Genomic DNA, 26424 nt, shown 5'->3' with positions numbered 1-26424 from the left:
GAACCTCTGAATGCCGAGATCAAAACCCGGTGCCTTACCGCTTGGCGATATCCCAGTTGTTAAGTTTAACCTTCTTCAAGGATTCTAATTCGTTAAAAACGCATTAGATAATGTGGCTGGGATAAGAGGATTTGAACCTCTGAATGCCGAGATCAAAACCCGGTGCCTTACCGCTTGGCGATATCCCAATTACTATTTTATAGAGTTTAATCTCGTTGAGTGGTTATTTTATAGAGTTATTCTTCTCTGGCTTCTTTATAGAAATAAAGAATGGTGCGGAAAGAGAGACTTGAACTCTCACATCTTACGATACTAGAACCTAAATCTAGCGCGTCTACCAATTCCGCCACTTCCGCGTAAAGTAAATGGTGGCTACACCGGGATTTGAACCTGGGACCCCATCATTATGAGTGATGTGCTCTAACCAGCTGAGCTATGTAGCCATTTTTTACTTTAATCTTAATGACCTCTGCAGAACAGTGCGTCATTTCGATGGGGCGCATTATGCGGATATCAGTGAACCTCGTCAACTATTTTTTAATAAAAAAAACGTTTTTTTGTTTTTTTGCTTAATTGCTAATCAAGTTGTTTTTATTTTGTGCAAACATAATCAAAAACAACGCTGAATAGAGTTTTATACGCCTGAAAAAGATAAACTGATCATAATTTAACTTAAGAATAGTGAAACATGAAAATATTACATACCTCAGATTGGCACCTTGGCCAGTATTTTATGATGAAAACACGTGAAAATGAACATCAACAGTTTTTGTCGTGGTTAATTGAGGTCGTTAATAAGCAACAAGTTGATGCGGTGATCGTTGCCGGTGATATTTTCGACAGTGCATCACCTGCTTCTTATGCACGTAAACTATACGGAGACTTTGTGGTGCAATTACAACAAAGCTATTGCTCACAGTTAGTGATCGTCTCAGGCAACCATGACAGTGTTGCTGTGTTAAATGAAAGTAAATCTCTATTAAGTGCTTTAAACGTTTCTGTGTTGGCTGGCTTAAGCGAGAACTTAGCTGATCACCTTATTTCTTTAAAAAATAAAAGTGGTGAACAACAGGCTTTGTTATGTGCGTTGCCTTTTTTACGTGCAACTGATGTGATGGTGAGTGAGCAAGGTAGTTCGGCTGAACATAAACAGATGTCATTGCAGCAGGGAATTGCCGATACTTATCAACGAATCTATGAAACTGCGCAAGAACAAGCGAATACTGACACTCCTATTTTAGCAACGGGCCATTTAACCGCTGTGGGTTGCGCGGTATCTGATTCGGTACGTGAAATTTATATTGGTACGTTAACGGCTTTTCCTTCTTCATTGTTTCCGGCTTTTGACTATATTGCATTAGGGCATATTCATAAGGCGCAACGAGTGCAACAGTCTGACGTTATTCGTTATAGCGGTTCGCCTATTCCATTGAGCTTTGATGAAAGCAAACAAACCAAGAAAGTGAATCTGATTGAGTTTACGAATAAAACAGATCTTAGCGTGAGTGAAATAGACATTCCGACTTTTCAATCTTTAAAAGTAATCAGTGGCGACCTTGATAGTATTTCTGATCAAATTAACGCACTTAAGTCCGATGACCTTGAGCAAAGTGTTTGGGTGGAAGTAAAACTTAAACAGGCGCATTACATGTCAGATTTGCACACTCATTTGAGTCAATTAGTAGAAGGGACTCACATTGATATTTTAAAAGTCAGTAGTCCGCAGATTAATGAAGCTAATCAATGGCAAGATAACGATAAAAAAAGTTTGGATAACGTCACGCCAGAACAATTGTTTGAGCATCGTTTGGATATTGAAGACAATATTAGTGACGAACAGAAGCAACAGTTAAAAGGGTTATTTGCTGAAGTGTTATCAGCTGTGGAGCATCAATCATGAAGATTCTTTCTTTACGTTTTAAAAATTTAAATTCCTTAAAAGGTGAATGGAAAATTGATTTTCAAGATCAAGCTTTTCAAGAGAACGCTTTATTTGTGATCACTGGGCAAACGGGAGCGGGTAAAAGTACTATTTTAGATGCCATCTGTTTAGCGTTATATCAACAAACACCACGCTTAGATAAATTAACGCAAAGTAAAAATGAATTAATGACGCGCGGTTGTGGTGATTGTTTAGCGGAAGTTGAGTTTGCGGTTAAAAGCAAAGGCTATCGAGTTTATTGGTCGCAAAAACGTGCTCGTAGCCATGCTGATGGTAACTTGCAAGCGCCGATTTGTGAATTAACTGAAATAGATGGCAAAGTGCTGGCCACTAAAAGCAGTGAAGTATTAAAACAAGTCACCGAGCTGACTGGATTAGATTTCTCTCGTTTTACTAAGTCTATGTTATTAGCGCAGGGTGGTTTTGCGGCGTTCTTGAATGCTTCAAGTGGTGAGCGAGCTGAATTATTAGAAGAGTTAACTGGGACTGAAATATATTGTGAAATTGCACAGTACGTTTATCAGCAAAATAAGCAGATCCAAAGCGAATTAACATTACTCACTGAACAATCAAAAGTATTAAGTTTGTTAGATGAAGATCAACGCGCTGAATTAGACGCAGAGATTGTTACGCTATCTCAACAACAAAAAACATTAACAACAGAACATAAAGCCTTAGAAACCGCCTGTAATTGGTTGCAACAAACGCAAAAACTTTCTGACGATGTGAAAAAGCAAACTGACATTGTGGCTACCATAAATCAACAACAACACGAGTTTGCAAGCAAAGATAAAGCTTTAGTCAACGCTGAAAAAGCGGCTAAATTAACGCCTTTATTTGACTCAAAACAGCAATCTTTCTCGCAACATGAACGTGTTAAACAACAATTATTGGATATTGAACAAAAGCGTAATAGTAATAAAACGCTAATGCAGCAAGCACAACAAGATCAATCATTGAAAAGTGAACAATTACAAGCGCAGCAACAAACAACTGATAAAACCTTAGATGAAATTAACCGTGTATTAGTGCCTTTAGAGTTATCCATCGCAGATAAACAATCTCAATTTGAACAGTTAAATCAAGAACAAGCTGAAAAATCAAAGCTTTTAATGCAGGAAAATCAAAAGCTCACAGAGCAAAAGTTACAAATAACTGACTATCAAACTCAGATTCAAGACAGTCAGTTAATTTTAAAATCACGTGCTTATATTCCACAAGTAAGCGAAAAGTTATCGACTATCTCCTTTCAGCTCAATCAGCTTAGTGAGATGCAAGATAAAAAATCAACGCTTTCGCAAACATTACAACTAACTGAAAAGAAAAAATCTGAAGCTCTTCAGTCAAGTCATCAAGCTGAGCAAGCAATGAATGCATTAATGGGTCAAGTTGAACCATTAGAATTGGCGCTTCAGAAAACACAGTCTGACATTCAAAATGCATTAGCTTTATTACCTGAATCATCACTGACGAATGCAAATGCACAGTTAGTTAATATTCAAAACGAATTAGAACATTGTCAGTCAGCTTTACCGCTGGTGGATAAATTGGATCGTATTGAAGTGGATCTAACAAAAATAACAGATAATAAAGCTAACTTAGAAGCCTCATTACAAGTAGAGAATGAACAGCTACTCGTCTGGAAAACTCAGGGTAAGCAACTAGCCGAGGATGTAAACAATACAGAAAAACTGCTTGAGCAAGATCAGATAATACAAAGTCTTAGCGCGCTGCAAATGAAAGTAGAAGAAAGTGAGCCGTGTCCTTTATGTGGTTCGTTAGAACATCCTGCTTTAGTTAATTATCAAAAAATTGATGCCTCACATCATCAATTTCGTTTAAACGAACAACAGCAACAATTGCTTGAAGCTCGTAATCGTTATAGTGAGTTAAATGGACAATTAAAAACCAAGCAACTGCAGTTAGTTCAGATTGAGTCTTCACTACAAGCTTTGTTAGTTGAAAGACAGGAATTACTGACTTTATGGACAAATAATGCTTATTTAATGACTCTGGAATATAACCCACAAAGCAGTGAGTTGTTGTTAAAACAGAGACAGGCATTAACATCACAAGCACAGCAGTTAACTCAAAAAATGGAAGCGGTTCGAACCTTAGAAAAGCGACAGTCTGATCAATCAAATCAATTACAAGTGCTTTCGGCTGACAAACATAATTTATCATTAACGCAGCAACAGAGTTTACATGCACAAACGTCATTAATTGAACAACTTGAATCATTAACAGCTGAATCTGAGCAAGTTGCATTAAAAACAGATACCGTTAAACAAACAATCATAGACAGTTTGCCAGATCACTCTCAGCTTTCAGAGGCTAATGACTTAACCTTTTTAAATCCAACCGTCATTTTTAATCAACCTGAACAATGGTTAGCAGACATGACACAGCAAGTTTCTGACTATCAATTACAGTTAACCAATGAGCAGCAACTACAACAAAAACTGGCTGAGTTATCGCAACAACATTCATTAGCACAACAAGTTGCACAGCAACATACCGCGCTATTACAACAAGTCACCACTCAAATTAATGCGTTAACTGAAAAAATAACGGAGTTGCAACAACAAAGGAAAACGCAGTTTGGTGATCTTTCTCAGCAACAATTACGTGATAAAGCACAACAGCAACTAACACAATGCCAAACTCAGTTAGAAGCGGCTAAATCAGTATTACAAACGTTAAGTGCTACAGAACAAGCATTGCAAGGTGAAAACTCGCAGCTGGTTACTTTAGAAGCTCAATATAAAGAGCAGTTAACCCATGCTGATGAGCTATTTACAAGGGCATTAACTTCTTCACTGTTTGCTGACCAAGCGGGTTACCTTGATGCCTGTTTAACGCAAGATGAAATGCAAGCGTTAACGGAACAGAGGCAACAGCTACAACAGCAGTTATTAACTGAAACAACACGCTTACAAACATTAGAAAACCAGCTAACCACGCAACAAGCATTGGAATTAACTGCGTTAGATTTAGTGCAAGCAAAGGTGGCATTGGCGGAGTCTGAACAAAAAATAGAACAACATCATCAGCTTTATGCAACTAAGTTAGGGTTGTTACAAGCCGATGATAGTGCCAAAGTTAAGCAACAAAACTTATTAACGCAACAACAACAGAAACAAGAAAATGCACAGCAATGGGAAATGCTTAATAAGTTAATTGGCTCTGCGGATGGCGCTAAATTTAGAACTTTCGCGCAGGGAGTGACGTTAGATAACTTAGTTTATTTAGCGAATAAAGAGATGGCTAACTTACATCAACGTTATCAGTTACAGCGCAATATTAACCAACCTTTAGCGTTGCAAGTGGTTGACTTGTGGCAAGCGAATGCGGTGCGAGATGTTAAGACGTTATCTGGCGGTGAAAGTTTCTTAGTCAGTTTGGGGCTAGCGTTGGCTTTATCAAATTTAGTGAGCCATAAAACACAAATAGAATCATTATTCTTAGATGAAGGTTTTGGTACGTTAGATGCTAATACCCTAGAAGTGGCTTTAGAAGCATTAGAACGTTTAAATGCGACGGGTAAGTTAATTGGTATTATCTCGCATGTTGATGCCTTAAAAGAGCGTATTAACCACCAAATCCATGTCACTAAAGGCGCGTCGGCAGGTTTTAGTCAGTTAGCACCTCAATATCAGTTTAAACCTGTTATTGAGAAGGGGTAATTTAGCGGTTATTTTTTAGTAGTGTGAAATCGAAATATAAGCATCGTTATAAGCGTTGGCAGAGGCTTTTAATTGTTATGCTAGCCCGTTGTGTGGTCATTGATAACAAAGACGCATTTCCATGCAAAGGGAAGGGTGCTAATGATGAGATATTCCTGCATAATTAAGTAAAATCATGAATAAAAGCGCAGGGTAAATTATGTTACAACAACAAAGACACAGCAAAATATTAGAGTTGTTAAGCCAATTAGGCCGAGTCTATGCCGCGGAATTAAGTGTGCAACTTGGTGTGTCTGAAGATACTGTGCGTCGTGATCTGAAATTACTCGATGAACTTAAGCAGCTACGTCGTGTTCATGGTGGCGCGTTACCTTTGCAACATGAGAATCAAGAGTATCGTGAGCGTCATGAAGAAATTGATCCTTTAAAGCAACGTGTTGCACTCGCGGCTATTCCTTTGATCAAAGAAGGGCAAACGATCCTGATTGATTCTGGTAGTACTTGCCTGCAGTTAGCCATGAATTTACCGACACACTTTAATTTTACGGTAGTCACCCCTAGCCCACTAGTGGCGACTAAGTTAATTCATCATAATAATATTGAATTAATTTTGTTAGGTGGAAAAATATTTAAACCCTCAGTGATGGCTTTGGGTGCCACAACGAATGCCATGCTGCGAAAAATTCACTTTGATAGTTGTTTTCTGGGGGTGTGTGCATTACATCCTAGCCAAGGGCTCAGTATCAACCATATTGATGAGGCTGAAACACTGGCGACGATTATTGAGCAATCAGAACGTGTTATTACGCTTGCTTCTCATTTAAAACTGGGAAAAATGGCGACACACAAAGTCTGTAATGTTCATAAGATTGATTGTCTAGTCACCGACTCTATGTCAGATGAAAAATTACTATCGTTGTTTTCAGCACAAGGTGTTGATATTCAAGTGTGTCCAGATTAGTTAATTAAGAACAGTCCATTTTAATAGAAAAACCATGCCTTCATATATTGCGTTAAATGAAAGAGTTAGGTAAAGACCTTTAAATGAATATTTAATAGCTTTGATTAATTTTTGGTTTGTATGGGCTACTACTTTATGTGTATATTATGGCCAATAAGTGGTGATAATGCATTTTGGTGTTTTGTCGCTAAACTAATTATTATAGTTTAATTAGATTAGTCCAACTCTAAATTTAAGTTGTCATTAATATCATTTTAAATCAATAAGCTCATAGAGCAGAAAGCGCTAATATATTTGATATTTGTATTTAATGATTCGTTTGTATTCAATTATTGCGTAAATATAAAGACAATTTTAGTCTTGGATTAAAATAATAAGTGTATAAAAATTAAAAGTGGAATTTTAAATAATGCTTAAAAAGCAATTAGTGCTAATTGTTGACGACTCTCCAACAACGTTGAATATATTAACGTCATGTATTGAAAAGTCACATAAAGTCAAAGTAGCGACCAGTGGCGTTGAATGTTTAGAAATGTCAGAGCAGTTGCCACAACCCGATTTGATTTTGCTCGATGTCACCATGCCTAATATGGATGGGTATGAAGTGTGCGAGTTGTTAAAAAGTAATCCTTTGACTGCCTCTATTCCAATTATTTTTGTAACTGGGTTAGAAGCAGAAGAAGATGAAGAGAGAGGCTTTTTAATTGGTGCAGTTGATTATATTACTAAACCGTTTAGTCAGGTCATCGTTCGTGCTCGTGTTAACACTCATTTAACGATTAAGCTGCAACAAGATAAATTGAATAAAATGGCATTTTATGATCAATTAACAGGATTATATAATCGTCATCATTTAATGGATACCGCCGTTCAGAAAGTCACCACTGCAAAAAATAATGCATCATCTTTATGGGTGTTAATGATTGATATTGATCATTTCAAAATGGTTAATGATAATTACGGGCATGCTATTGGCGATCAGGTATTACAAAAGGTGGCCAATACTTTGCAGCTTGAATCTAGCACTATGGATTTGATTGCTCGATCGGGCGGTGAAGAATTTATTATTCTATTTGATTCATGCGAAGGCGAAGAAGCCGTTAATAAATCGGTAGGCTTACTTGATGCAATAGAATCGCTTAATCCAAATGATATTAATATTACTATCAGTATTGGTATGGCGAAATTAGAAGCAACAGATAAAGGTTTTGATGGTTTATTAAAACGTGCTGATGATGCTTTATATGAAGCCAAAAAGAATGGTAGAAATAGAATTGAGATAGCTTAGATGTCGAAAGTTATAATTATTTAAAGAATAAAAATAGTTACTTATCTAATGAAAAATTCTAACCAGTAAAAAATACCGCTTATATTAATTAAACTGCTATATAGTAAAAATTTTTAATATAAAAATCCAAAAACAAAAATGGCAACCGAAGTTGCCATTTTTAGAGTCACATTAAAGTAAGCTCATTAAACATTAAAGCGGAAGTGGATAACATCGCCGTCTTTAGTCACGTAAGACTTACCTTCTAAACGCCATTTACCTGCTTCTTTTGCGCCAGCTTCGCCTTTAAATTCAACAAAGTCTTCATAACCAATAATTTCAGCACGGATAAAACCACGCTCGAAATCAGTATGAATTTTACCAGCTGCTTGAGGCGCTGTTGCGCCAACAGGTACAGTCCAAGCACGTACTTCTTTAACGCCTGCAGTGAAGTAAGTTTGAAGATGTAATAGTTCATAACCGCTGTAAATTACACGATTAAGGCCTGGCTCACTTTGGCCAATACCTTCTAAAAATTCTGCTTTATCTTCATCGTCCAGCTCTGCAATTTCAGACTCAATAGCAGCACAAACAGGCACAACAACAGCACCTTCTTTTTCTGCAATTTCACGTACTTTATCTAAGAATGGATTGTCTTCAAAACCATCTTCAGCAACGTTAGCAATGTACATTGTTGGCTTCTGTGTTAAGAAACTAAGGTATTCAATGGCTGCTAATTCTTCTTTTTCAAGATCTAAACTTCTAACCATACCGTCAGCTTCTAGATGTGCTTTAATTTTTTCTAGAACAGGTACTTCAAATTTAGCGTCTTTATCGCCGCCTTTTGCTTTCTTAACTAAACGTAAGATAGCGCGGTCACAGCTTTCTAAGTCAGCTAGTGCTAACTCTGTATTAATGATGTCAATATCTTCTTGTGGGTCGATTTTACCTGCAACATGAACGATATTGTCATCTTGGAAACAACGTACAACATGTCCGATTGCATCTGTTTCACGAATATTTGCTAGGAACTTATTACCTAGGCCTTCACCTTTTGATGCGCCTTCAACCAAACCAGCGATATCAACAAATTCCATGGTTGTTGGTAACACTTTCTGCGGATTTACAATCGCAGCTAGTTTCTCTAAACGTGGATCAGGTACTGGAACGATGCCTGTATTTGGCTCGATAGTACAAAAAGGAAAGTTAGCCGCTTCAATGCCTGCTTTTGTTAACGCATTGAAAAGGGTAGATTTACCAACGTTGGGTAAACCAACAATACCACATTTAAAACCCATGATTTTATCCTATTAATTAACTATTATTGTGCTTTGAAGCTATGTAAGCGATTCATCGCTTTTTCTATACCGTCAACACCTAAAATATGTGTGCAACGTGCTGCTTCATCGATACTTTGCTCGATCAAATTCTGTTCTGTACTCGTTGCTTTACCAAGTACATAACCGCTAACACGACTTTTATCGCCAGGGTGGCCGATACCAATACGTAAACGGTAAAAATTTTTATTATTGCCTAACTTGGAAATGATATCTCGCAAACCATTATGTCCACCATGACCGCCACCAAGTTTAAATTTGGCAACACCCGGTGGGATGTCTAACTCATCGTGAGCGACTAAAATTTCTTCTGGTTTGATTTGGTAGAACTTCGCCATTGCGATAACAGCTTTGCCACTAAGATTCATGAAGGTAGATGGAACTAATAAACGGATGTCATTACCAGCAAACTGAATACGTCCGGTTAGACCAAAAAATTTAGCTTCAGGTTTTAATTGAATATTTTCTTGAGAGGCGAGTTGTTGTAAGTACCATTGTCCGGCATTGTGTCGAGTATTTGCATATTCGGGGCCTGGATTAGCCAGGCCCACAAGCAATTTAATCGTAGTTGACACGATTACTCAGCAGCGTCAGCTGCTTCTGTTGTTGCTTCTTCTTCGTCTTCTGCTACTACTTTCTTAGCTGTGATAGCTAATAAAGGTAAGTCATGCTCTTCGCCTTTGATCAGCTCAACAGACTCAACACCTTTTGGTAATACAACGTCAGAGATGTGAACTGTTTGACCAATTTCAACATTTGCGATGTCTACTTCAATGAATGCAGGTAAATCAGCTGGTAAACAAGTTACTTCTAATTCATTTGCTAAGTGAGCAATAACGCCACCATTTTTAACAGCTGTAGCAGTATCTTCGTTTAAGAAGTGTAGTGGTACAGTAGTTTGTAATGCGTGAGTTGCGTCAACACGTAAAAGGTCTAAATGTTGGATACGCTCTTTGAAAGAGTGACGTTGGATATCTTTAAGCAATACTTGCTCAGCAACACCATCGATTTCTAGGCTTAATACTGAAGAGTAAAATGCTTCGATGCCTTCAACTTTCATTAATTCTTTGTGTTCGAAAGTAAGTGAAACAGGATCTTTTCCTGAACCGTATACAACACCAGGTGTATGGTCTGTGTGACGTAGGCGGCGGCTCGCACCTTTCCCTAAATCTGTACGGGTTGTAGCTACTAATGTAATTGACATGGTAAAACTCCATTGTTGAAAAAACAAAATGTCTCTTCAAATTAAAATAGATTATCGTTTGCGACCAGCGATAACCGCCTTCCCACCAAAAAGGGTGTATAAAAAAGGCGCGCCATAGTAACCCAGTAAAGACTTTTGTACAATTTAAATGCAAAAAAAAACGCTTATTCATAACAAATAAGCGCTTTAAAAAATTCATATCAAATAGAGGGTAACTATCTATTTGATTTTTAGTAATAGAATCTTAGTAATGGAACATTGCAGAAATTGATTCTTCATTACTAACGCGACGAATCGCTTCAGCTAACATACCACTTAAAGTCAATTGTTTAACTTTACCTGTTGCTAAGATTTCAGCCGTTAGTGGAATAGAGTCAGTTACAATGAATTCATCGATTACTGAATTTTTAATGTTCTCTACTGCTGAGCCAGAGAATACTGCGTGTGTTGCGTAAGCATATACAGAAAGTGCACCACGTTCTTTAAGTGCAGCTGCTGCCTGACATAATGTACCACCAGTATCGATCATATCATCTACGATAATACAGTTACGACCTTCAACATCACCAATCAAGTGCATTACTTGTGCAACGTTTGCTTTAGGGCGACGTTTATCAATGATTGCTAAATCAGCATCATCTAATAGTTTTGCATGTGCACGTGCACGTACAACACCACCAATATCAGGCGATACGATCATTGGGTTGTCTAATTTTTTCTCTAACATATCTTCTAATAGCACAGAGCTACCGAATACGTTATCAACAGGCACATCAAAGAAGCCTTGAATTTGCTCTGCATGTAAATCAACAGTCATTACACGGTCAACACCAACGTTAGAAAGGAAGTCTGCGACTACTTTTGCTGTAATTGGAACACGGCTTGAACGAACACGACGGTCTTGACGAGCGTAACCAAAGTATGGGATTACAGCGGTAATACGACCAGCAGATGCACGACGAAGGGCATCGATCATCACGATCAATTCCATTAAGTTATCATTGGTTGGTGCACATGTAGATTGCACGATGAAAATATCATCACCACGAACATTCTCATTAATTTGCACGTGAATTTCGCCATCACTGAAACGACCTACGTCAGCGCTTCCTAGTTTGATGAAAAGACGATCTGCTATTTTCTGAGCTAGATCGGGTGTTGCGTTACCTGCAAATAGTTTCATGTTTGGCACTGTGAGGACCTCTTTCATCCTGTTGATTTGGCTAATGGCAATATGTCATTAACAAGTGTAATCAATTATAAAGCAAATTGATTAGTCTGATTTTTTGTAGTCAATAATTCACGAAGTGGTGAAATATTTAAGCCTTCCGCGGTGAAGCAATTCAACCATTCTGGCGTTTTTTGTGCTAATAACTCAGCTTCATTAGCATGGCTAAATGTGCTAAAAACACATGCGCCTGTCCCTGTCATTTGAGTTGGTGCGTATTCTAGCAACCAGTCGATAGTATTAGCAACCTCGGGATAATGTTTTTTAACACAAGGTTCACAATCATTTGTCCATTTATTGCTCATAAGTTCTTGGTGGGAAAGCTTTTTACTGTTTCTTTTTAAATCTGGATTTTTAAAAACAGCAGGCGTAGAAATATGGCAACTTGGGACGGCAATCAAATAGTGTGATTGTGCAGGGGACACCGAGTTGAGCTTTTCACCAACGCCTTCTGCAATGGCTGCTTTTCCGTGAATAAAAATAGGCACGTCAGCACCTAAGCTTTTACCCAACTCAGACAAGGTTTGTTGGCTTACGTTTAAATCCCAATGATAATTTAATGCGATTAATGTGGTTGCTGCATCTGAAGAACCACCGCCTAAGCCACCACCCATTGGCAAGTTTTTCTCTAACTCGATATGTGCACCAAGCGGGCAGTCAGCATGTTTTTTAAGTAACATCGCTGCTTTATAAATGAGGTTACTTTCAAGTGGTACATCAGGAATAGCGGGACTAATGGTTATATTGCCGCTCATATTGGCATTAATGTTTAGGTAATCACAACGGTCAATGAATTGAAACAGCGTTTGTAATTCATGGTAGCCATCAGAACGTTGTCCTGTGATGTACAGAAAAAGATTTAATTTAGCTGGCGCAGGCCAGCGAATAGTATCTGGTTGCATAATAAGCTCGATTAATTTTCTACTTTCCATTGATTAATGGCAATTTTAAGGCGGATATTATCGCGTTTAAGATCAACTCTTTTTGGTAGGGCTATGCCAGAGAAATTTTGATATTGCTGAAAGCTAACTTCCCATAGGTTGTGACTTGCATCTAAACCTAAAATATCATTGACTTGTTGTTGGTCATTTAGTTGGTATGACGCATTAGCAGGGTTACTTTTAATCCATTGTTGTAAAGCTGAAATAGGCAAGTCTAGGCCAGGAGATAACTGCTTAATTAATGTGTTTGCATCTTGCCCTGTAAATACTTCATCATCATTATTAATGATCTCAACACCTTGTGCATTTTTAGTGACTTGCAAAATACGAGTACCAATAAAGGTGGTTAATTGAATAGAATAGTTATCGCCTTGTTGTTTCCAATATATATTGGCAGTTTGACGATCATTTTCAAGAAAGATTGCTAATTTACCGGTGAGCGTCCAATGATCAAGTTGTTGTAACTTTTGCTGCTGTTGCTCCCAGGTTAGGTTCGTTGATAAAGGCACATCTTCAATATCTGATGCGAATTGTGAACAACCTGAAAGCGCAATAATAGAAAGCAGTAATAGAATTTTTTTCATTTTTAAAACCAGTCATAAAAAGTGTTTTTAATATAGCAAAGTATTTAATTGATAGCTTTGTTCCTCGATAAAAATATTTAGATGGTTTAAGTCTCTACTAGTTCAATAAATACAAAGGGATTAAAAATGAAACGCTTTTGAGCTTATCTATTTACTAAATGGTTAAAATGGCTGATTTTATTTTTTCTGCTACTTTCAATAGGTGTTGGTGGCATATTTTAGCCTTACTTAGTGCTTTAGAGTCATTAATTTAAGAAAAGTTTATTACTTTAGACGTATTTTTGTATCAATTGTAAGCTTTGTTATCATAGAATGGTTTTATTGTAGTGTAGATGATCTTTTTATTAATACATTAAATAGCCGCATTGATGAATGCAGCTTATAAAAAAATTGACATATAAAGGCGTAAAGATTGATTAAGGGTAACTTTCATGGATTTACTGAATAAGTTTTTAACGTTGCAACAATCTTTAACGAAATTAGGTGTGCAAAATAGTCAATCAGAGAAAGATGATTCAGATATTAAAATACAAGTCATTCTAAAATCTTGTTGCCAATTATTAAATGTAGCGCGTGTAAGTCTATGGCTTTTCAGCGAAAACAAAAAAACTATTGTTTGTCATTATCTTTATGTTGGAGCCGAAGATAAATTTGAAGCTGGCTTAGAAATTCCTGAATCAACTTATCCCGAATATTTTAAAGCACTTAATACAAGTAGAGTTATCAATGCTGATAATGCTAGAACGGATTATCGCACTCGAGAGTTCCTTGATGGTTATTTAACACCATTAAATGTTGTGTCGATACTTGATGCCCCTATATTTAGAGATGGGAAACTGGCGGGAGTACTTTGTATTGAACAAACGCTTACTGTACAGCACTGGGATATGGCAGAAATATCTTATGCGGTTTCGGTAGCTGATAGTATTTCACTCGTTTATGCCCAATCTTACTGGTTTTCGGAAAAGCAAAAAATGCGTTATATGGAAAGAGTCGATCCATTAACCTGTTTAGAAAATCGCTTGTTTTTTCAAAAAAGAATCACTCAAGATATAACTCATGCTGTCGATGATAATCAATTTGCTGTGATCTTGATTGGTTTGGATAATTTTACCAATATTAATACCCGATTTAGCTATGATGTCGCCAATAAACTGCTGTGTGAAATTGCTCGTCGTTTAGAAAACATCTCGTCTGATGCGCCTTACAATCTATCTAGAGTCGGGGGTGATCTCTTTGCTTTGTGGTTACCTTCTATCAAAAATCAAAGTCAATTGGATCAAATTATTTTAGACATTAAGGAACAATTTACTGTCGCATTTAAAGCTTTTAGCAATGAAATGATCCACTTAACAGCGAGTGTCGGCATTATTACTTGTCTCATAAATGAACTAGTAGATAAAGATCCGTTGCGTAAAGCTGAAATCGCTATGTTAAAAGCGAAAAAAGAAGGTAATGGTTTAGTCTCTTACTTTAACCCTATCTGGTTAATTGAACATCAAGAAGAAGCAATACTTGAAAAAGAGTTTGTCGATGCGTTGAATGGTGGTCAAATTGTTCCTTTTTATCAGCCGATTATAAAGCAAGATTACCAGTCTTCAGGTTTTGCTTTAGAGGCTTTAGTGCGTTGGTTACATCCTACTAAAGGGGTGATTTCACCTTATGTTATTTTACCTATTGCTAAGCGCTTAGGATTAATGGGTGAACTGGGTAATGTTATTTTTGAACAAACCTGTATTGATATTAAACAGTTTATTCATTTAGGATTAAATCTTAAAAAAGTGTCTGTAAATATATCTTCGGAACAATTATTTTCTTCACTGTTAATTAAACAAATAGGAGATTGTTTAGATAGATATCAGGTGTCGACATCATTAATTGAATTTGAAATAGTAGAAGAATTACTTTCAGGTGATTTTGACGTTTTATCTAACCAAATGGAAAAATTAACTGACCTAGGTATTAATTTATCTATCGATGATTTTGGAACGGGGTACTCTTCATTATCTCGTTTAAAGAACTTAAATGTTTCTAAGTTAAAAATTGATAAATCTTTTGTTGATGGATTACCTAATGATGAAGGGGATATATGTATTATTCGTTCAATCATCGGTCTTGCTAAAGGAATGGGACTACAATTAGTAGCTGAAGGTGTGGAATGTGAAGAACAGGCTCAATGGTTATTTGAAAATGATTGTGATTACCTGCAAGGGTACTTAATCTCTAAGCCTATCCACTCTACTGAAATTATTAAGCTGATGTCTCAAAAGAATGATTTTTTTGCTGTAAACACTAAACACTAAACACTAAACACTAAACACTAAACACCAAACACTAAACACTACCTTTCACTCTTTAAAGAGTAGAAAAGACATTTATGTTTGTTTTTTCTCTTTTTTGAAGGGTAATTTACTGTTCATTGAGTGCCATCAGTAATGGCCCTAATAGCCTGAGTGAATATTTTTTAACGGACCAAGTATTAACCAAACTAGATATTAACAGACAGTGTTTTGCGATATGAATATATAAGATGTGAAAAGCCCCTGCAAAAAAGCAAGGGCTAGATAATGATAGTCATTCGACGGTTATTTGAACTATTAACTATTAACTATTAACTATTAACTATTAACAGCTCTTTAGCATTCGCTAATGTATGTTCGGTAATACTATCCCCACCTAGTAACCTTGCTAACTCCTGAACGCGTTGTGTTTCATCTAATAACTGCATCATAGTGTTAGTGCTCTTGCCATCGCTATGTTTATTTACGGTCATTTGTTGATGGCCATTTCCAGCTACCTGTGGAAGATGGGTTACACATAATATTTGAGTACTTTCACCTAATTGACGTAACAAATTACCGACGACGGCTGCCGTTGCACCACTGATACCGACATCCACTTCATCAAAAATTAATGTAGGGGTTGAAATGCGTTGGCTAATAATAACTTGAATCGCTAAACTGATACGTGACAGTTCGCCACCTGAAGCGACTTTACCTAAGTTTTGTAACCCTTGACCAGCATTAGCGGCAACTTGGAATTCAATACCATCGATACCGAGAGGGCTTAGGCTATCTGCATCATGCTGCGTCATAGCAACTTCAAATTGTCCATCTTCCATATTCAATTTTTGAATGCTTTTAGTTATCTTTTTACTTAATTCTTTTGCGTAGCGTTGACGGCTTTGGCTTAGCTTTTGTGCATGTTTTATGTAATCTTGTTTTGCATTATCTAGTTCTATAGTTAACTGCTCAATTTGCGCTTCGCTATTATTAAGTTGCTGATATTCTTTACTTAATTTTTGATGAAATGAATACAGCATTTCCGGTTGAATTTGGTGTTTTCGAGATAGTGTCATTGCTTGGCTTAAGCGTGACTCTAATTGTTCAAATTGTTCAGGATCTAACTCTAATTGCTCGCAGTATTGGCGTAGTTCATAACCTGCTTCTTCAATTTGAATCGCTGCTTCTTGTAATGACTCTAAAATGTTGGTTAGTTTATTATCGTGCTGTACTTGTGATTCAAGTAAGGAAATACTTTTTTGTAATAAGCTTAATGCATCGACTTCGTCTGAATCGGTTAATAAATTTAAGCTTTTTTGAGAGTTCTCAATGAGTGCACCACTATTTGCTAATTTTTTATGTTCAGCTTCTATTTCTGAAAATTCATTTTCTGCTAATGCAAATTCATCTAATTCGATAATTTGATATTCAAGCAATTGTTTGCGCGCTTGTTTTTCTTGTTGGCTTAATTGCTGTTGCTGTAATTGTTTTTTAAGGAAGTGACAGCCTTGGTAGGTATCTTTTACTTTTTGTAATAATTGTTGATGATTTGCATATTCATCAATAATCGATAACTGTATATCACTGCGTAACAAGCTTTGGTGTGCGTGTTGTCCGTGGATATTAACCAGTAATTGCCCCAAGCTTTTTAGCTGTGATAACGGTACTGGTATTGCGTTAATGTAAGCGCGTGAACGTCCTTCTCGGGTGATCACTCGACGCAGCAAACATTCATTAGCGTTATCACTGAGGCTATTTTCTAGGTCGTTATTTTTTAACCAGGTCAAAGCATTTGGCGTATCGCTTAAATTAAAACGCGCACTCACTTCTGCTTTGTCTGTTCCTTGGCGGATCATTCCTGCATCAGCTCGTGCACCTAAACATAAGCCTAAAGCATCAATGGCGATTGATTTACCTGCCCCTGTTTCACCAGTAATGGTGGTCATGCCTTGGTGAAAATCGAGCTCTAGAAATTTGACGATTGCAAAGTGCTGAACGGTTAATTGGCTTAGCATAAAATTGACATCCTATGATGATATTAACAACGATAAAACTACTGGTTAAAGATACAGTTTAAGAATGTAGTTTAGTACTGTTTTTTTAAACAGTAAAGTGTTGCTTATCTATTTTATGTAAATAATTTAAATTCTGCAGGGAGAAAGGAGTTGGTTTGAAAGTTGGATAAGAGACAATATTAAGGATCACTTTCAGTACTTTGAATGACAGATAAAAGTACTGAAAGCAAAGTGAGGTTAAAAAAGTTTATTACCCCAACCAAATTTATTATGTAATACATGGAAGTAGTTATAGTTTTGTGGGTGTAATAAATTCAACTTATGTTGTGTCTTTTTAATCACCACTTCATCGCCAGGCAAAACCGATAAGTTAACATGACTATCGCAGCTAATTTGCATTTCTGTTGTATTAGATTGCGCTATTTTTAATCGCACAATACTATTGGCATCAATAACAATAGGGCGGCTGTTAAGTGTATGTGGGAACATGGGTAATAAACTAATTGCATCTAGTTTAGGCGTTAATATTGGGCCTCCTCCTGATAATGAATAAGCCGTTGAACCCGTTGGAGTGGATAAAATCAAACCATCTGCACGTTGGTTGATCATGAAATTATCATTAACATACACTTCAAATTCAATCATGTGGGCAATTTTGTCAGGGTGTAATACTGCTTCATTAACCGCTGTGCTACTGCTTTTTAAATGTCCGTGGCTGTAAACTTGCGCTTCTAATAAAAAACGATTTTCGGCTTGATAAGTACCTTCTAATACTTCAGTCAACGGTTTTTCAAAGTCTTCTGGGTCTAAGTCAGTTAGAAAGCCTAAATTACCTCGATTAACCCCAATCACTGATATATCAAATCTTGCGAGCACTCTTGCTGCGCCTAACATGTAGCCATCACCACCGACAACGATTGCTAAATCACATTTTTGACCAATACCGACTAAGTCTTCATAACGTATTTGTGGTAGCTCTAAGTCATCGGCAAGACGAATATCAACAATGATTGAATGGCCTCTGGCTTGCAAAAAAAAGTATAAGCTAGTCAGCGTTTGTAATGCTTCACTGTGCTGTGGTTTGCCAATTAACCCGATGGTTTTAAATTGACTTTGTTGCTTACTATCCAGACTCATAAAATGCCTATTCAATAAAATGTAATGGTTTTCAGTATACCTCTTAAAAATGTTTTTATTAACAGGCTTGAAACTATTATTACTATCCCCATAATAGAGCATATAATATTGACCAAAATGACATTAGGTAGGATTGAATTATGAGCGAAGAACAAAAAAAGACTGTAGAAGAAGCAATTGAAACTGTTTTGGGTGACGAAGCGGTTGAAGCTGAGTTAGTAGAAGAAGTAGTTGCAGACAAAGGTGATGATCAAGCTGCGTTGATTGAAGAGTTAACTAAAAAGTTAGCTGCTGCTGAAGAAGAAGTTAAAGAGCAAAAAGATCTTGTGATCCGTGCTCAAGCATTTTCTCAAAACGAAATTCGTAAAGCAGGTATTGATTCAGAAAATCGTCGTAAATCAGTATTAAAAACATTTGCTAATGCATTAACACCTGTTGTTGATCATTTAGAATTAGCAATTCTGCACGCTGATAAAGAAAATGAAACGCTAAAACCTATGGTTGATGGTGTTCAAATGACATTAACTGAATTACTGAAAGCAATTTCAAGTATCGGTATTCAACAAATTGATCCAATGGGTGAAGCATTAAACCCTGAAAAGCATCAAGCAATGAGCATGCAGTTTGTTGAAGGTGTTGAACCTAATCAAGTTGTTGCTGTAATGCAAAAAGGTTATGAGCTAAGCGGTGGTCAAGTTATTCGCCCTGCAATGGTTGTGGTTTCAAAAGCCGCAGAGTAATTAGTGCGTTATAAAATACCATCAATTAATTATTGATAGAAAAAGGCACTTCGGTGCTTTTTTTTGTATCTGATGATTTATTTTCTAGAGTTTAAAAATAATTTTCATTTGCTAACTTAGTATGATGTGATTCATTCTTTTTACTATTCATTTAATCTTTTTTATTCATGTATCTATTTAAATTATTTTTGTATATGAATAAGCGTAGTTTAGCTAATACATATCTTCTTTAACTTATTGATTATTAGTCAATATTTTGTAGGTTGAATTCCTTGGATACTACTGCTTTTATCTTTCCTTCAATGAGTTACTTTAACATTTGTTTGATATTGCGTATTGCTTGACGGTTAATACGATTAAGTTGTGCCACTTTTTTTTATTTATTTTAAAAAAATTGCATTTATTTTGCTAATTGCCCTTGAAACACAGAAATAGCCCCTTATATATAAAGTATCGAACAGACACTGCCAGCGTGCAGATAGTCAACTAAACAAGTAACAACATTAACAAGTGTGGAGAGAGTAAAAATGGGTAAAATTATCGGTATTGATTTAGGTACTACAAATTCATGTGTTTCTGTATTGGATGGTGATGTAGCTAAAATTATTGAAAATGCAGAAGGTGAGCGCACAACTCCTTCGATCATTGCTTATGCAGAAGATGGCGAAATATTAGTAGGTCAACCTGCTAAACGTCAATCTGTTACTAACCCGCAAAACACTTTATTTGCTATTAAACGTCTTATCGGTCGTCGTTTTGAAGACGAAGAAGTACAACGTGATATTAAAATCATGCCTTACAAAATCGTAAAAGCTGATAACGGTGATGCATGGGTTGAAGCTCGTGGAAACAAAATGGCTCCACCGCAAATCTCTGCTGAAGTATTGAAAAAAATGAAAAAAACAGCTGAAGATTACCTAGGTGAAAAAGTATCTGGTGCTGTAATCACTGTACCTGCTTACTTTAATGATGCACAACGTCAAGCAACTAAAGACGCTGGTCGTATCGCGGGTCTTGATGTTAAACGTATCATCAATGAGCCAACGGCTGCTGCATTTGCTTACGGTGTTAACAACTCTAAAGGCGACAGCGTTGTTGCTGTATACGACTTAGGTGGTGGTACTTTCGATATCTCAATCATTGAAATCGATGAAGTAGATGGCGAAAAAACATTTGAAGTACTAGCAACTAACGGTGATACACACTTAGGTGGTGAAGATTTCGATAACCGTCTAATTAACTTCTTAGTGAAAGAATTTGAAAAAGAGCAAAGCTTCGATCTAACTAAAGATCCACTAGCAATGCAACGTGTTAAAGAAGCTGCTGAAAAAGCAAAAATTGAGCTTTCTTCTGCACAACAAACAGATATCAACCTGCCTTACATCACTGCTGATGCATCAGGTCCTAAACATTTAAACATTAAAGTAACGCGTTCTAAATTAGAGTCTTTAGTTGAAGATATGGTTAAAGCAACACTTGAGCCTTTACGTATTGCGCTTAAAGATGCTGACTTATCTGTTGGTGACATTGATGACGTTATCTTAGTAGGTGGGCAAACTCGTATGCCTTTAGTTCAAGCTGCTGTTGCTGAATTCTTTGGTAAAGCTGCTCGTAAAGACGTTAACCCTGATGAAGCAGTTGCAATGGGCGCGGCGATTCAAGGTGCTGTACTTTCTGGTGACAAAACTGACGTTCTATTATTAGACGTTACACCGTTATCTTTAGGTATTGAAACAATGGGTGGCGTATTAACGAAAGTTATCGAGAAAAATACAACTATCCCAACTAAACAGTCACAAACGTTCTCTACTGCTGAAGACAACCAAAGTGCGGTAACTATTCACATTCTTCAAGGTGAGCGTAAGCGTGCTGCAGATAACAAATCTCTAGGTCAATTCAACCTAGAAGGTATTCGTGCTGCTAGTCGTGGTACACCACAAATAGAAGTAACATTCGATATGGATGCTGATGGTATCTTACACGTATCAGCTAAAGATAAAGACACTAACCAAGAACAAAAAATTACGATTAAATCAAGCTCAGGTCTATCTGACGAAGAGATTGAAAAAATGGTAAATGATGCAGAAGCAAATGCTGATGCAGATAAAAAGTTCGAAGAAGTAGTCACTGCACGTAACCAAGCAGATGCTTTAGTTCATGCAACTAAGAAACAAATCGAAGAAGCTGGCGATGCATTACCTGCTGACGAAAAAGAGAAAATTGAAGCAGCACTAGCTGAACTTGAAACTGCGTCTAAAGGTGAAGATAAAGCTGAAATCGAAGCTAAAACACAAGCACTTGCTGAAGCTGCTCAAAAATTAGGTGAGATTGCTCAACAGAAAGCACAAGCTGGTGAAGCAGGTGCAGAGCAACCTGATGCACAAGCGAAGCAAGATGATGACATCGTTGATGCTGAGTTTGAAGAAGTAAAAGACGAGAAAAAATAATTAGGTAACCCCTAAATAAGTAAGATCGTTTCAACTCGCGGGTTATGGATTTATCTATAATCCGCGTGTTTGTTTTCAATAAACAGAGATTTGAGAAATAACCATGTCTAAACGAGATTGTTATGAAGTACTTGGTTTAGGCCGAGATGCGACAGAAAAAGAAGTTAAAAAAGCTTATAAACGCTTAGCGATGAAGTACCATCCAGACCGTACCAAAGGTGATGATGCGCTAGAAGAAAAGTTCAAGGAAGTAAAAGAAGCTTACGAAATTCTTAGCGATCCCCAAAAGAAAGCCGCATTTGATCAATATGGTCATGATGGTGTTAACCAACAAGGTCAAGCTGGCGGCGGTGGTTTTGGCGGCGGTGGTTTTGACGATATATTCGGAGATATTTTTGGTGGTGGACGTCGTGGCGGTGGTCAACAACGTGCGCAACAAGGTTCTGATTTACGCTACAATATGGAGCTGACATTAGAAGAGGCCGTTAAAGGTATCTCTAAAGAGATCCAAATTCCTACTTTAGTGCATTGTGAGCAGTGTAATGGTTCTGGTGCTAAAAAAGGAACAGAGTCTAAAACGTGCGGTACGTGTCATGGCCAAGGCCAAGTGCAAATGCGCCAAGGTTTTTTTGCTGTTAACCAAACTTGTCCAACTTGTCGTGGTAAAGGCAAAATCATTACTGACCCATGTGGGAAATGTCATGGTGAAGGTCGTTACGAGCGCAGTAAAACATTATCAGTTAAAATTCCTGCAGGCGTTGATACTGGCGACCGTATCCGTTTAAGCGGTGAAGGTGAAGCCGGAGAGCAAGGTGCACCAGCAGGTGACTTGTACGTTCAAATGAATGTACGTCCACATGACGTGTTTGAACGTGATGGTAATGATTTATATTGTGAAGTACCGATTAGCTTTACTGAAGCGGCTCTAGGCGGTGAAATTGAAGTCCCTACATTAGATGGACGTGTAAAACTTAAAATACCAGCAGAAACGCAAACAGGGCGTATGTTCCGTATGCGCAATAAAGGTGTTAAGTCTGTGCGTAGTCATTCTACAGGTGACTTGATGTGCAAAGTGACCGTGGAAACACCGGTTAAATTATCAATCAAACAAAAAGAGTTATTGAAGGAGTTTGAAAGCTCTTTATGTTCAAGCAGTAGTAAAAAACATAAACCTAAATCTGAAGGTTTTTTGAACAGTTTGAAAACATTCTTTGATGACATAAGTAAGTAATTTATCGAATGTGAATACAAGGCCACTTTCGAGTGGTCTTTTTTTATGCACTTCATAATCAATAGTTTGCTATGATATCGCTCACTCAAGTTAAATGATTGGGAATAATGCGATTAAAACAGGTCTCTAGGTAATGTTTATTATCAATGTGTAATGCAATATCTACCTGTTTTTATTAGCTAAACCTATTAAATAATTAAGTAGGTGAACTATTTTTTGAGTCAAGTTAAGATTACGTTCTTAATAACTGTTAAGTCGCTAAGAACAACGTTTTTTTAATTATGCGATGTTTCTTGGTGTAGGTAACATGGCTCACGAAAAAATGAGTATTAACCTATTTAGTAGCATGAGTAATTATTTACTCTATACGGAGAAGTTTTAGTGATAAATATCCTGCTGGTCGATGACCATGAATTAGTTCGTACAGGGATAAGCCGTATCATTGATGATGTTCGAGGCATGAAAGTAATTGGCGAAGCTGAAAGCGGAGAAGACGCTGTTAAGTGGTGCCGTAGTAATGAACCAGACGTAATATTAATGGATATTAATATGCCTGGTATTGGTGGACTTGATGCAATGCATAAGATTTTGCGCATCAATGAAGATATTAAAATCATTATGCTAACAATGCATACTGAAAATCCATTTCCAACCAAAGTAATGCAAGCAGGGGCGGCTGGCTATTTAAGCAAAGGAGCCTGCCCTGATGAAGTGTTAAATGCAATTCGTATTGTGAATTCTGGACAACGTTATTTAGCGCCTGAAATTGCACAGCAAATGGCATTGTCACAATTGTCACCAAGTGATGAAGATCCATTCCGAGTATTATCGGAACGTGAACTACAAATCATGATGATGATAACCAAAGGCCAACGTGTTGTTGATATTTCAGAGCAACTAAGCCTAAGCTCTAAAACGGTTAATAGTTACCGTTACCGTTTGTTTGATAAGTTAGGTGTACAAGGCGATGTCGAGTTAACGCATCTTGCTATCCGTTACGGTATGTTAGACGCAGATACACTCTAAAAAACTGCATTGAGCTCATGAATTAGGCGCCTATTTTAGGTGCCTTTTTATATGTGTTATTGAAGCTTATTTGATAACACTTGTATTCAAATAGTAAGTGCATAACTTAATGAAACATAAAATTTAACTGGTGAACAAAACGTAGCTTATGGCCAAATTTAACTCTGATGCTTTTCTAAAAACAGTAACAAGCGAACCTGGTGTTTACCGAATGTTCGACGATACAGATACCATCATCTATATCGGTAAAGCTAAAAACCTTAAAAAGCGTTTAGCGAGTTACTTTAGTCTTACCCAAAAACATCCTAAAACCTTAGCACTCGTTAGCCATATTGTACGTATTGAAGTGACTATTACGCATACAGAGACAGAAGCGTTAATACTCGAACATAACTTCATCAAGCAACATAAACCCAAATACAACGTATTGCTTCGCGATGATAAATCTTATCCTTACCTGTTCTTAAGTGATCATAAACATCCTCAGCTGACATTAGTTCGTTCACAAAACAAAAAACGTAAAGGTACTTATTTTGGGCCTTATCCAAGTGGCGGGGCTGTGCGCGAAAGCCTGCATTTAATGCAAAAACTGTTTCCTATACGTCAATGTGAAGATAGCTATTATAAAAACCGTTCTCGTCCTTGTTTGCAGTACCAACTAAAACGTTGTTTAGGCCCTTGTGTGAATGCAATGCCTGAGCAGGAATACACTCATCAAGTAGACTTAGCGACTGCATTTTTACAAGGTAAAAGTCAGCATGTTATAGAGCAGTTAGTAACTGAAATGGAAACCGCGAGTAATACATTAGAATTTGAAAAAGCGGCGGTGAGGCGTGATCAGATCCAATCACTTAAAAAAGTACAAGAGCAGCAATGGGTAAGTGGTGAAGTTGAACAGTTAGATGTTTTAGGCTTTGCTTACCAGCATGGAGTGGCCAGCATCCACATGTTATTTATTCGTCAAGGGCGAGTATTAGGCAGCCGTAATTACTTCCCTAAAGTACCTAAAAATAGTTCTCAAGAAGAAGTACTTAGTAGCTTCTTAAGTCAGTTTTATCTATCTGGCCAAAACGGTCGCGCTATCCCTAGAGAAATCTTATTAACCGATGACTTTGCGGATCGTGAAATATTTGAAGAATTGTTTTCAGAACATAGCGGTTATAAAACTAAACTTAAAATAACCATGCGTGGCGAACGTTCACGTTTTACTAAGTTAGCAAAAACCAATGCAAATATTGCGTTAAGCACCCATTTGAGTCAGCAAAAATCGATTCTACAACGTTATAATTTGCTAGAAGAGAAACTTGAATTAACGCAGCCGATAAAACGTATGGAATGTTATGACATTTCACACATGATGGGCGAAAAAACCGTGGCATCCTGTGTTGTCTTCAATCGAGAAGGCGCTAAAAAGTCAGACTATCGTCGCTTTAATATTACTGGCATTACACCTGGTGATGATTATGCCGCAATGGGGCAAGTACTCGCTCGCCGCTTTAAAGATTTACAAACTGCAGAAACAACACCAGATATTATCTTTATCGATGGTGGGTTAGGACAATTAAACCAAGCAGAAAATATCATTAGCTCACTTGAACATAACTTCCCTGAAAAATATCCATTATTGATTGGTATCGCTAAGGGGGTTGCACGAAAAGCGGGTGAAGAAACATTGATCTTAGCTGATAGTCACGAAATATTAGAAATGACTAGTGACTCACCTGCATTACATCTTATTCAGCAAATACGTGATGAATCACATCGCTTTGCGATCATGGGACACCGTCAACAACGAGATAAAGTAAGGCGCACTAGTACCTTAGAAGGTATTGCTGGTGTAGGTGCTAAACGTCGTCAAATGCTATTAAATCATTTTGGTGGGTTACAAGGTGTGAAATCAGCTAGCGTTGATGAGCTAGCTAAATTAAATGGTATAAGCAAAAGTCTAGCGGAAACCATTAGCGAAGCACTGAATCATTAATAAAATCAGTTTGAATAAAGTGAATCGGTTTTATATACAATAATTTACCGATAACTTTTTAACGCAAATAACTCTTTGTTTAACTCTGTACTTTTATTAAGAAAACTTGCCTTTAATTACGTTTAGCTAATGCCATTTTGGATAAGCATAAAACATATTGAAGGTGTTTTTAGCTTCAATCTAAATAATACCAATCTAAATAGTACCAATCTAAATAATTATCTAGTCATTTATGCTTGTTAAAATGAATCCTAGCTTCGTTGTTGGTCTTGTAATGAGAGCTAGTTACTGCAATCCACGCCTTGCTAGCATCCATTTTCCCTAACGCCTAAATAGACCACTTGTTTATCCAGATTAGTATAATACCAATCACACTAATTAACTGATCTATTTTACTGGTTAAAATAACTTATTT

The 26424-nt window shown here is 37.0% G+C and carries 18 protein-coding genes and 3 tRNA genes; 10 read left to right on the top strand and 11 right to left on the bottom strand.

Annotated elements, in window-relative coordinates:
- Positions 1-113: 113 nt before the first annotated feature.
- The 3 genes from V6255_RS16520 to V6255_RS16510 form a co-directional block, all read right to left on the bottom strand.
- Positions 114-188: transfer RNA gene (locus V6255_RS16520), tRNA-Gln, on the bottom strand.
- Between the two features lie 83 nt (positions 189-271).
- Positions 272-356: transfer RNA gene (locus V6255_RS16515), tRNA-Leu, on the bottom strand.
- A gap of 10 nt (positions 357-366) precedes the next feature.
- Positions 367-443, bottom strand: a tRNA-Met gene (locus tag V6255_RS16510).
- A 245-nt stretch (positions 444-688) separates the two neighbouring features.
- Here V6255_RS16510 and sbcD point away from each other — a divergent pair.
- The 4 genes from sbcD (at position 689) to V6255_RS16490 (ending at position 7877) form a co-directional block, all read left to right on the top strand.
- Complete coding sequence (gene sbcD, locus V6255_RS16505; protein WP_341629136.1) at positions 689-1900, top strand: exonuclease subunit SbcD; 1212 nt, start codon at positions 689-691, stop codon at positions 1898-1900.
- Entirely contained in the window at positions 1897-5628 is a 3732-nt protein-coding gene (locus V6255_RS16500) for an AAA family ATPase (protein WP_341629135.1), read from the top strand. Before sbcD ends, V6255_RS16500 begins: the two co-directional genes overlap by 4 nt.
- Before the next feature lie 199 nt (positions 5629-5827).
- Positions 5828-6589: a DeoR/GlpR family DNA-binding transcription regulator gene (locus V6255_RS16495; RefSeq protein WP_341629134.1), complete on the top strand. Its 762-nt coding sequence runs from the start codon at positions 5828-5830 to the stop codon at positions 6587-6589.
- Positions 6590-6998: 409 nt separating this feature from the next.
- The gene (locus tag V6255_RS16490) at positions 6999-7877 is read left to right on the top strand and encodes a diguanylate cyclase (protein WP_341629133.1); all 879 of its coding nucleotides are present in this window, start codon (positions 6999-7001) and stop codon (positions 7875-7877) included.
- 185 nt (positions 7878-8062) lie between these two features.
- Here the strand turns inward: V6255_RS16490 and ychF are convergent, their stop codons facing one another.
- The 6 genes from ychF to lolB all read right to left on the bottom strand — a co-directional run bounded on the left by ychF (position 8063) and on the right by lolB (position 13150).
- On the bottom strand, positions 8063-9154 hold the full coding sequence (gene ychF / locus V6255_RS16485) for a redox-regulated ATPase YchF (protein ID WP_341629132.1): 1092 nt from the start codon (positions 9152-9154) through the stop codon (positions 8063-8065).
- Positions 9155-9177: 23 nt separating this feature from the next.
- Entirely contained in the window at positions 9178-9768 is a 591-nt protein-coding gene (gene pth / locus V6255_RS16480; protein ID WP_025565758.1) for an aminoacyl-tRNA hydrolase, read from the bottom strand.
- Between the two features lie 2 nt (positions 9769-9770).
- A complete protein-coding gene (locus V6255_RS16475) occupies positions 9771-10397 on the bottom strand; it encodes a 50S ribosomal protein L25/general stress protein Ctc (protein ID WP_025565759.1) in 627 nt (208 codons plus the stop codon).
- Between the two features lie 244 nt (positions 10398-10641).
- Positions 10642-11589: a ribose-phosphate pyrophosphokinase gene (locus V6255_RS16470; RefSeq protein WP_025565760.1), complete on the bottom strand. Its 948-nt coding sequence runs from the start codon at positions 11587-11589 to the stop codon at positions 10642-10644.
- Between the two features lie 65 nt (positions 11590-11654).
- Entirely contained in the window at positions 11655-12527 is an 873-nt protein-coding gene (gene ispE / locus V6255_RS16465) for a 4-(cytidine 5'-diphospho)-2-C-methyl-D-erythritol kinase (protein WP_341629131.1), read from the bottom strand.
- Between the two features lie 11 nt (positions 12528-12538).
- The gene (gene lolB, locus V6255_RS16460; RefSeq protein ID WP_341629130.1) at positions 12539-13150 is read right to left on the bottom strand and encodes a lipoprotein insertase outer membrane protein LolB; all 612 of its coding nucleotides are present in this window, start codon (positions 13148-13150) and stop codon (positions 12539-12541) included.
- Positions 13151-13581: 431 nt separating this feature from the next.
- Here lolB and V6255_RS16455 point away from each other — a divergent pair, with 431 nt between their 5' ends.
- Positions 13582-15453, top strand: a complete 1872-nt coding sequence (locus V6255_RS16455) for a GGDEF and EAL domain-containing protein (RefSeq protein WP_341629129.1) — start codon at positions 13582-13584, stop codon at positions 15451-15453.
- A 308-nt stretch (positions 15454-15761) separates the two neighbouring features.
- Here the strand turns inward: V6255_RS16455 and recN are convergent, their stop codons facing one another.
- Positions 15762-17447, bottom strand: a complete 1686-nt coding sequence (gene recN, locus V6255_RS16450; RefSeq protein WP_341629128.1) for a DNA repair protein RecN — start codon at positions 17445-17447, stop codon at positions 15762-15764.
- 237 nt (positions 17448-17684) lie between these two features.
- A complete protein-coding gene (gene nadK, locus V6255_RS16445; protein ID WP_341629127.1) occupies positions 17685-18584 on the bottom strand; it encodes an NAD(+) kinase in 900 nt (299 codons plus the stop codon).
- A 140-nt stretch (positions 18585-18724) separates the two neighbouring features.
- Between nadK and grpE the strand changes: the two genes are divergently transcribed.
- The 5 genes from grpE to uvrC all read left to right on the top strand — a co-directional run bounded on the left by grpE (position 18725) and on the right by uvrC (position 26009).
- Positions 18725-19324, top strand: coding sequence for a nucleotide exchange factor GrpE (grpE, locus tag V6255_RS16440; RefSeq protein ID WP_341629126.1), 600 nt, complete (start codon positions 18725-18727; stop codon positions 19322-19324).
- A gap of 527 nt (positions 19325-19851) precedes the next feature.
- Positions 19852-21771, top strand: coding sequence for a molecular chaperone DnaK (gene dnaK / locus V6255_RS16435; protein ID WP_341629125.1), 1920 nt, complete (start codon positions 19852-19854; stop codon positions 21769-21771).
- 103 nt (positions 21772-21874) lie between these two features.
- A complete protein-coding gene (dnaJ, locus tag V6255_RS16430; RefSeq protein ID WP_341629124.1) occupies positions 21875-23002 on the top strand; it encodes a molecular chaperone DnaJ in 1128 nt (375 codons plus the stop codon).
- Between the two features lie 381 nt (positions 23003-23383).
- Positions 23384-24028: a UvrY/SirA/GacA family response regulator transcription factor gene (gene uvrY / locus V6255_RS16425; RefSeq protein ID WP_025563534.1), complete on the top strand. Its 645-nt coding sequence runs from the start codon at positions 23384-23386 to the stop codon at positions 24026-24028.
- 148 nt (positions 24029-24176) lie between these two features.
- Positions 24177-26009, top strand: a complete 1833-nt coding sequence (gene uvrC / locus V6255_RS16420) for an excinuclease ABC subunit UvrC (RefSeq protein ID WP_341629123.1) — start codon at positions 24177-24179, stop codon at positions 26007-26009.
- Positions 26010-26424: the final 415 nt, after the last annotated feature.

The organism is Psychromonas arctica (assembly GCF_038155225.1).
Lineage (GTDB): Bacteria > Pseudomonadota > Gammaproteobacteria > Enterobacterales > Psychromonadaceae > Psychromonas > Psychromonas arctica_B.
Note: the sequence above shows the minus strand (reverse complement) of the source record. Positions and strands in the feature narration are given on the sequence as shown.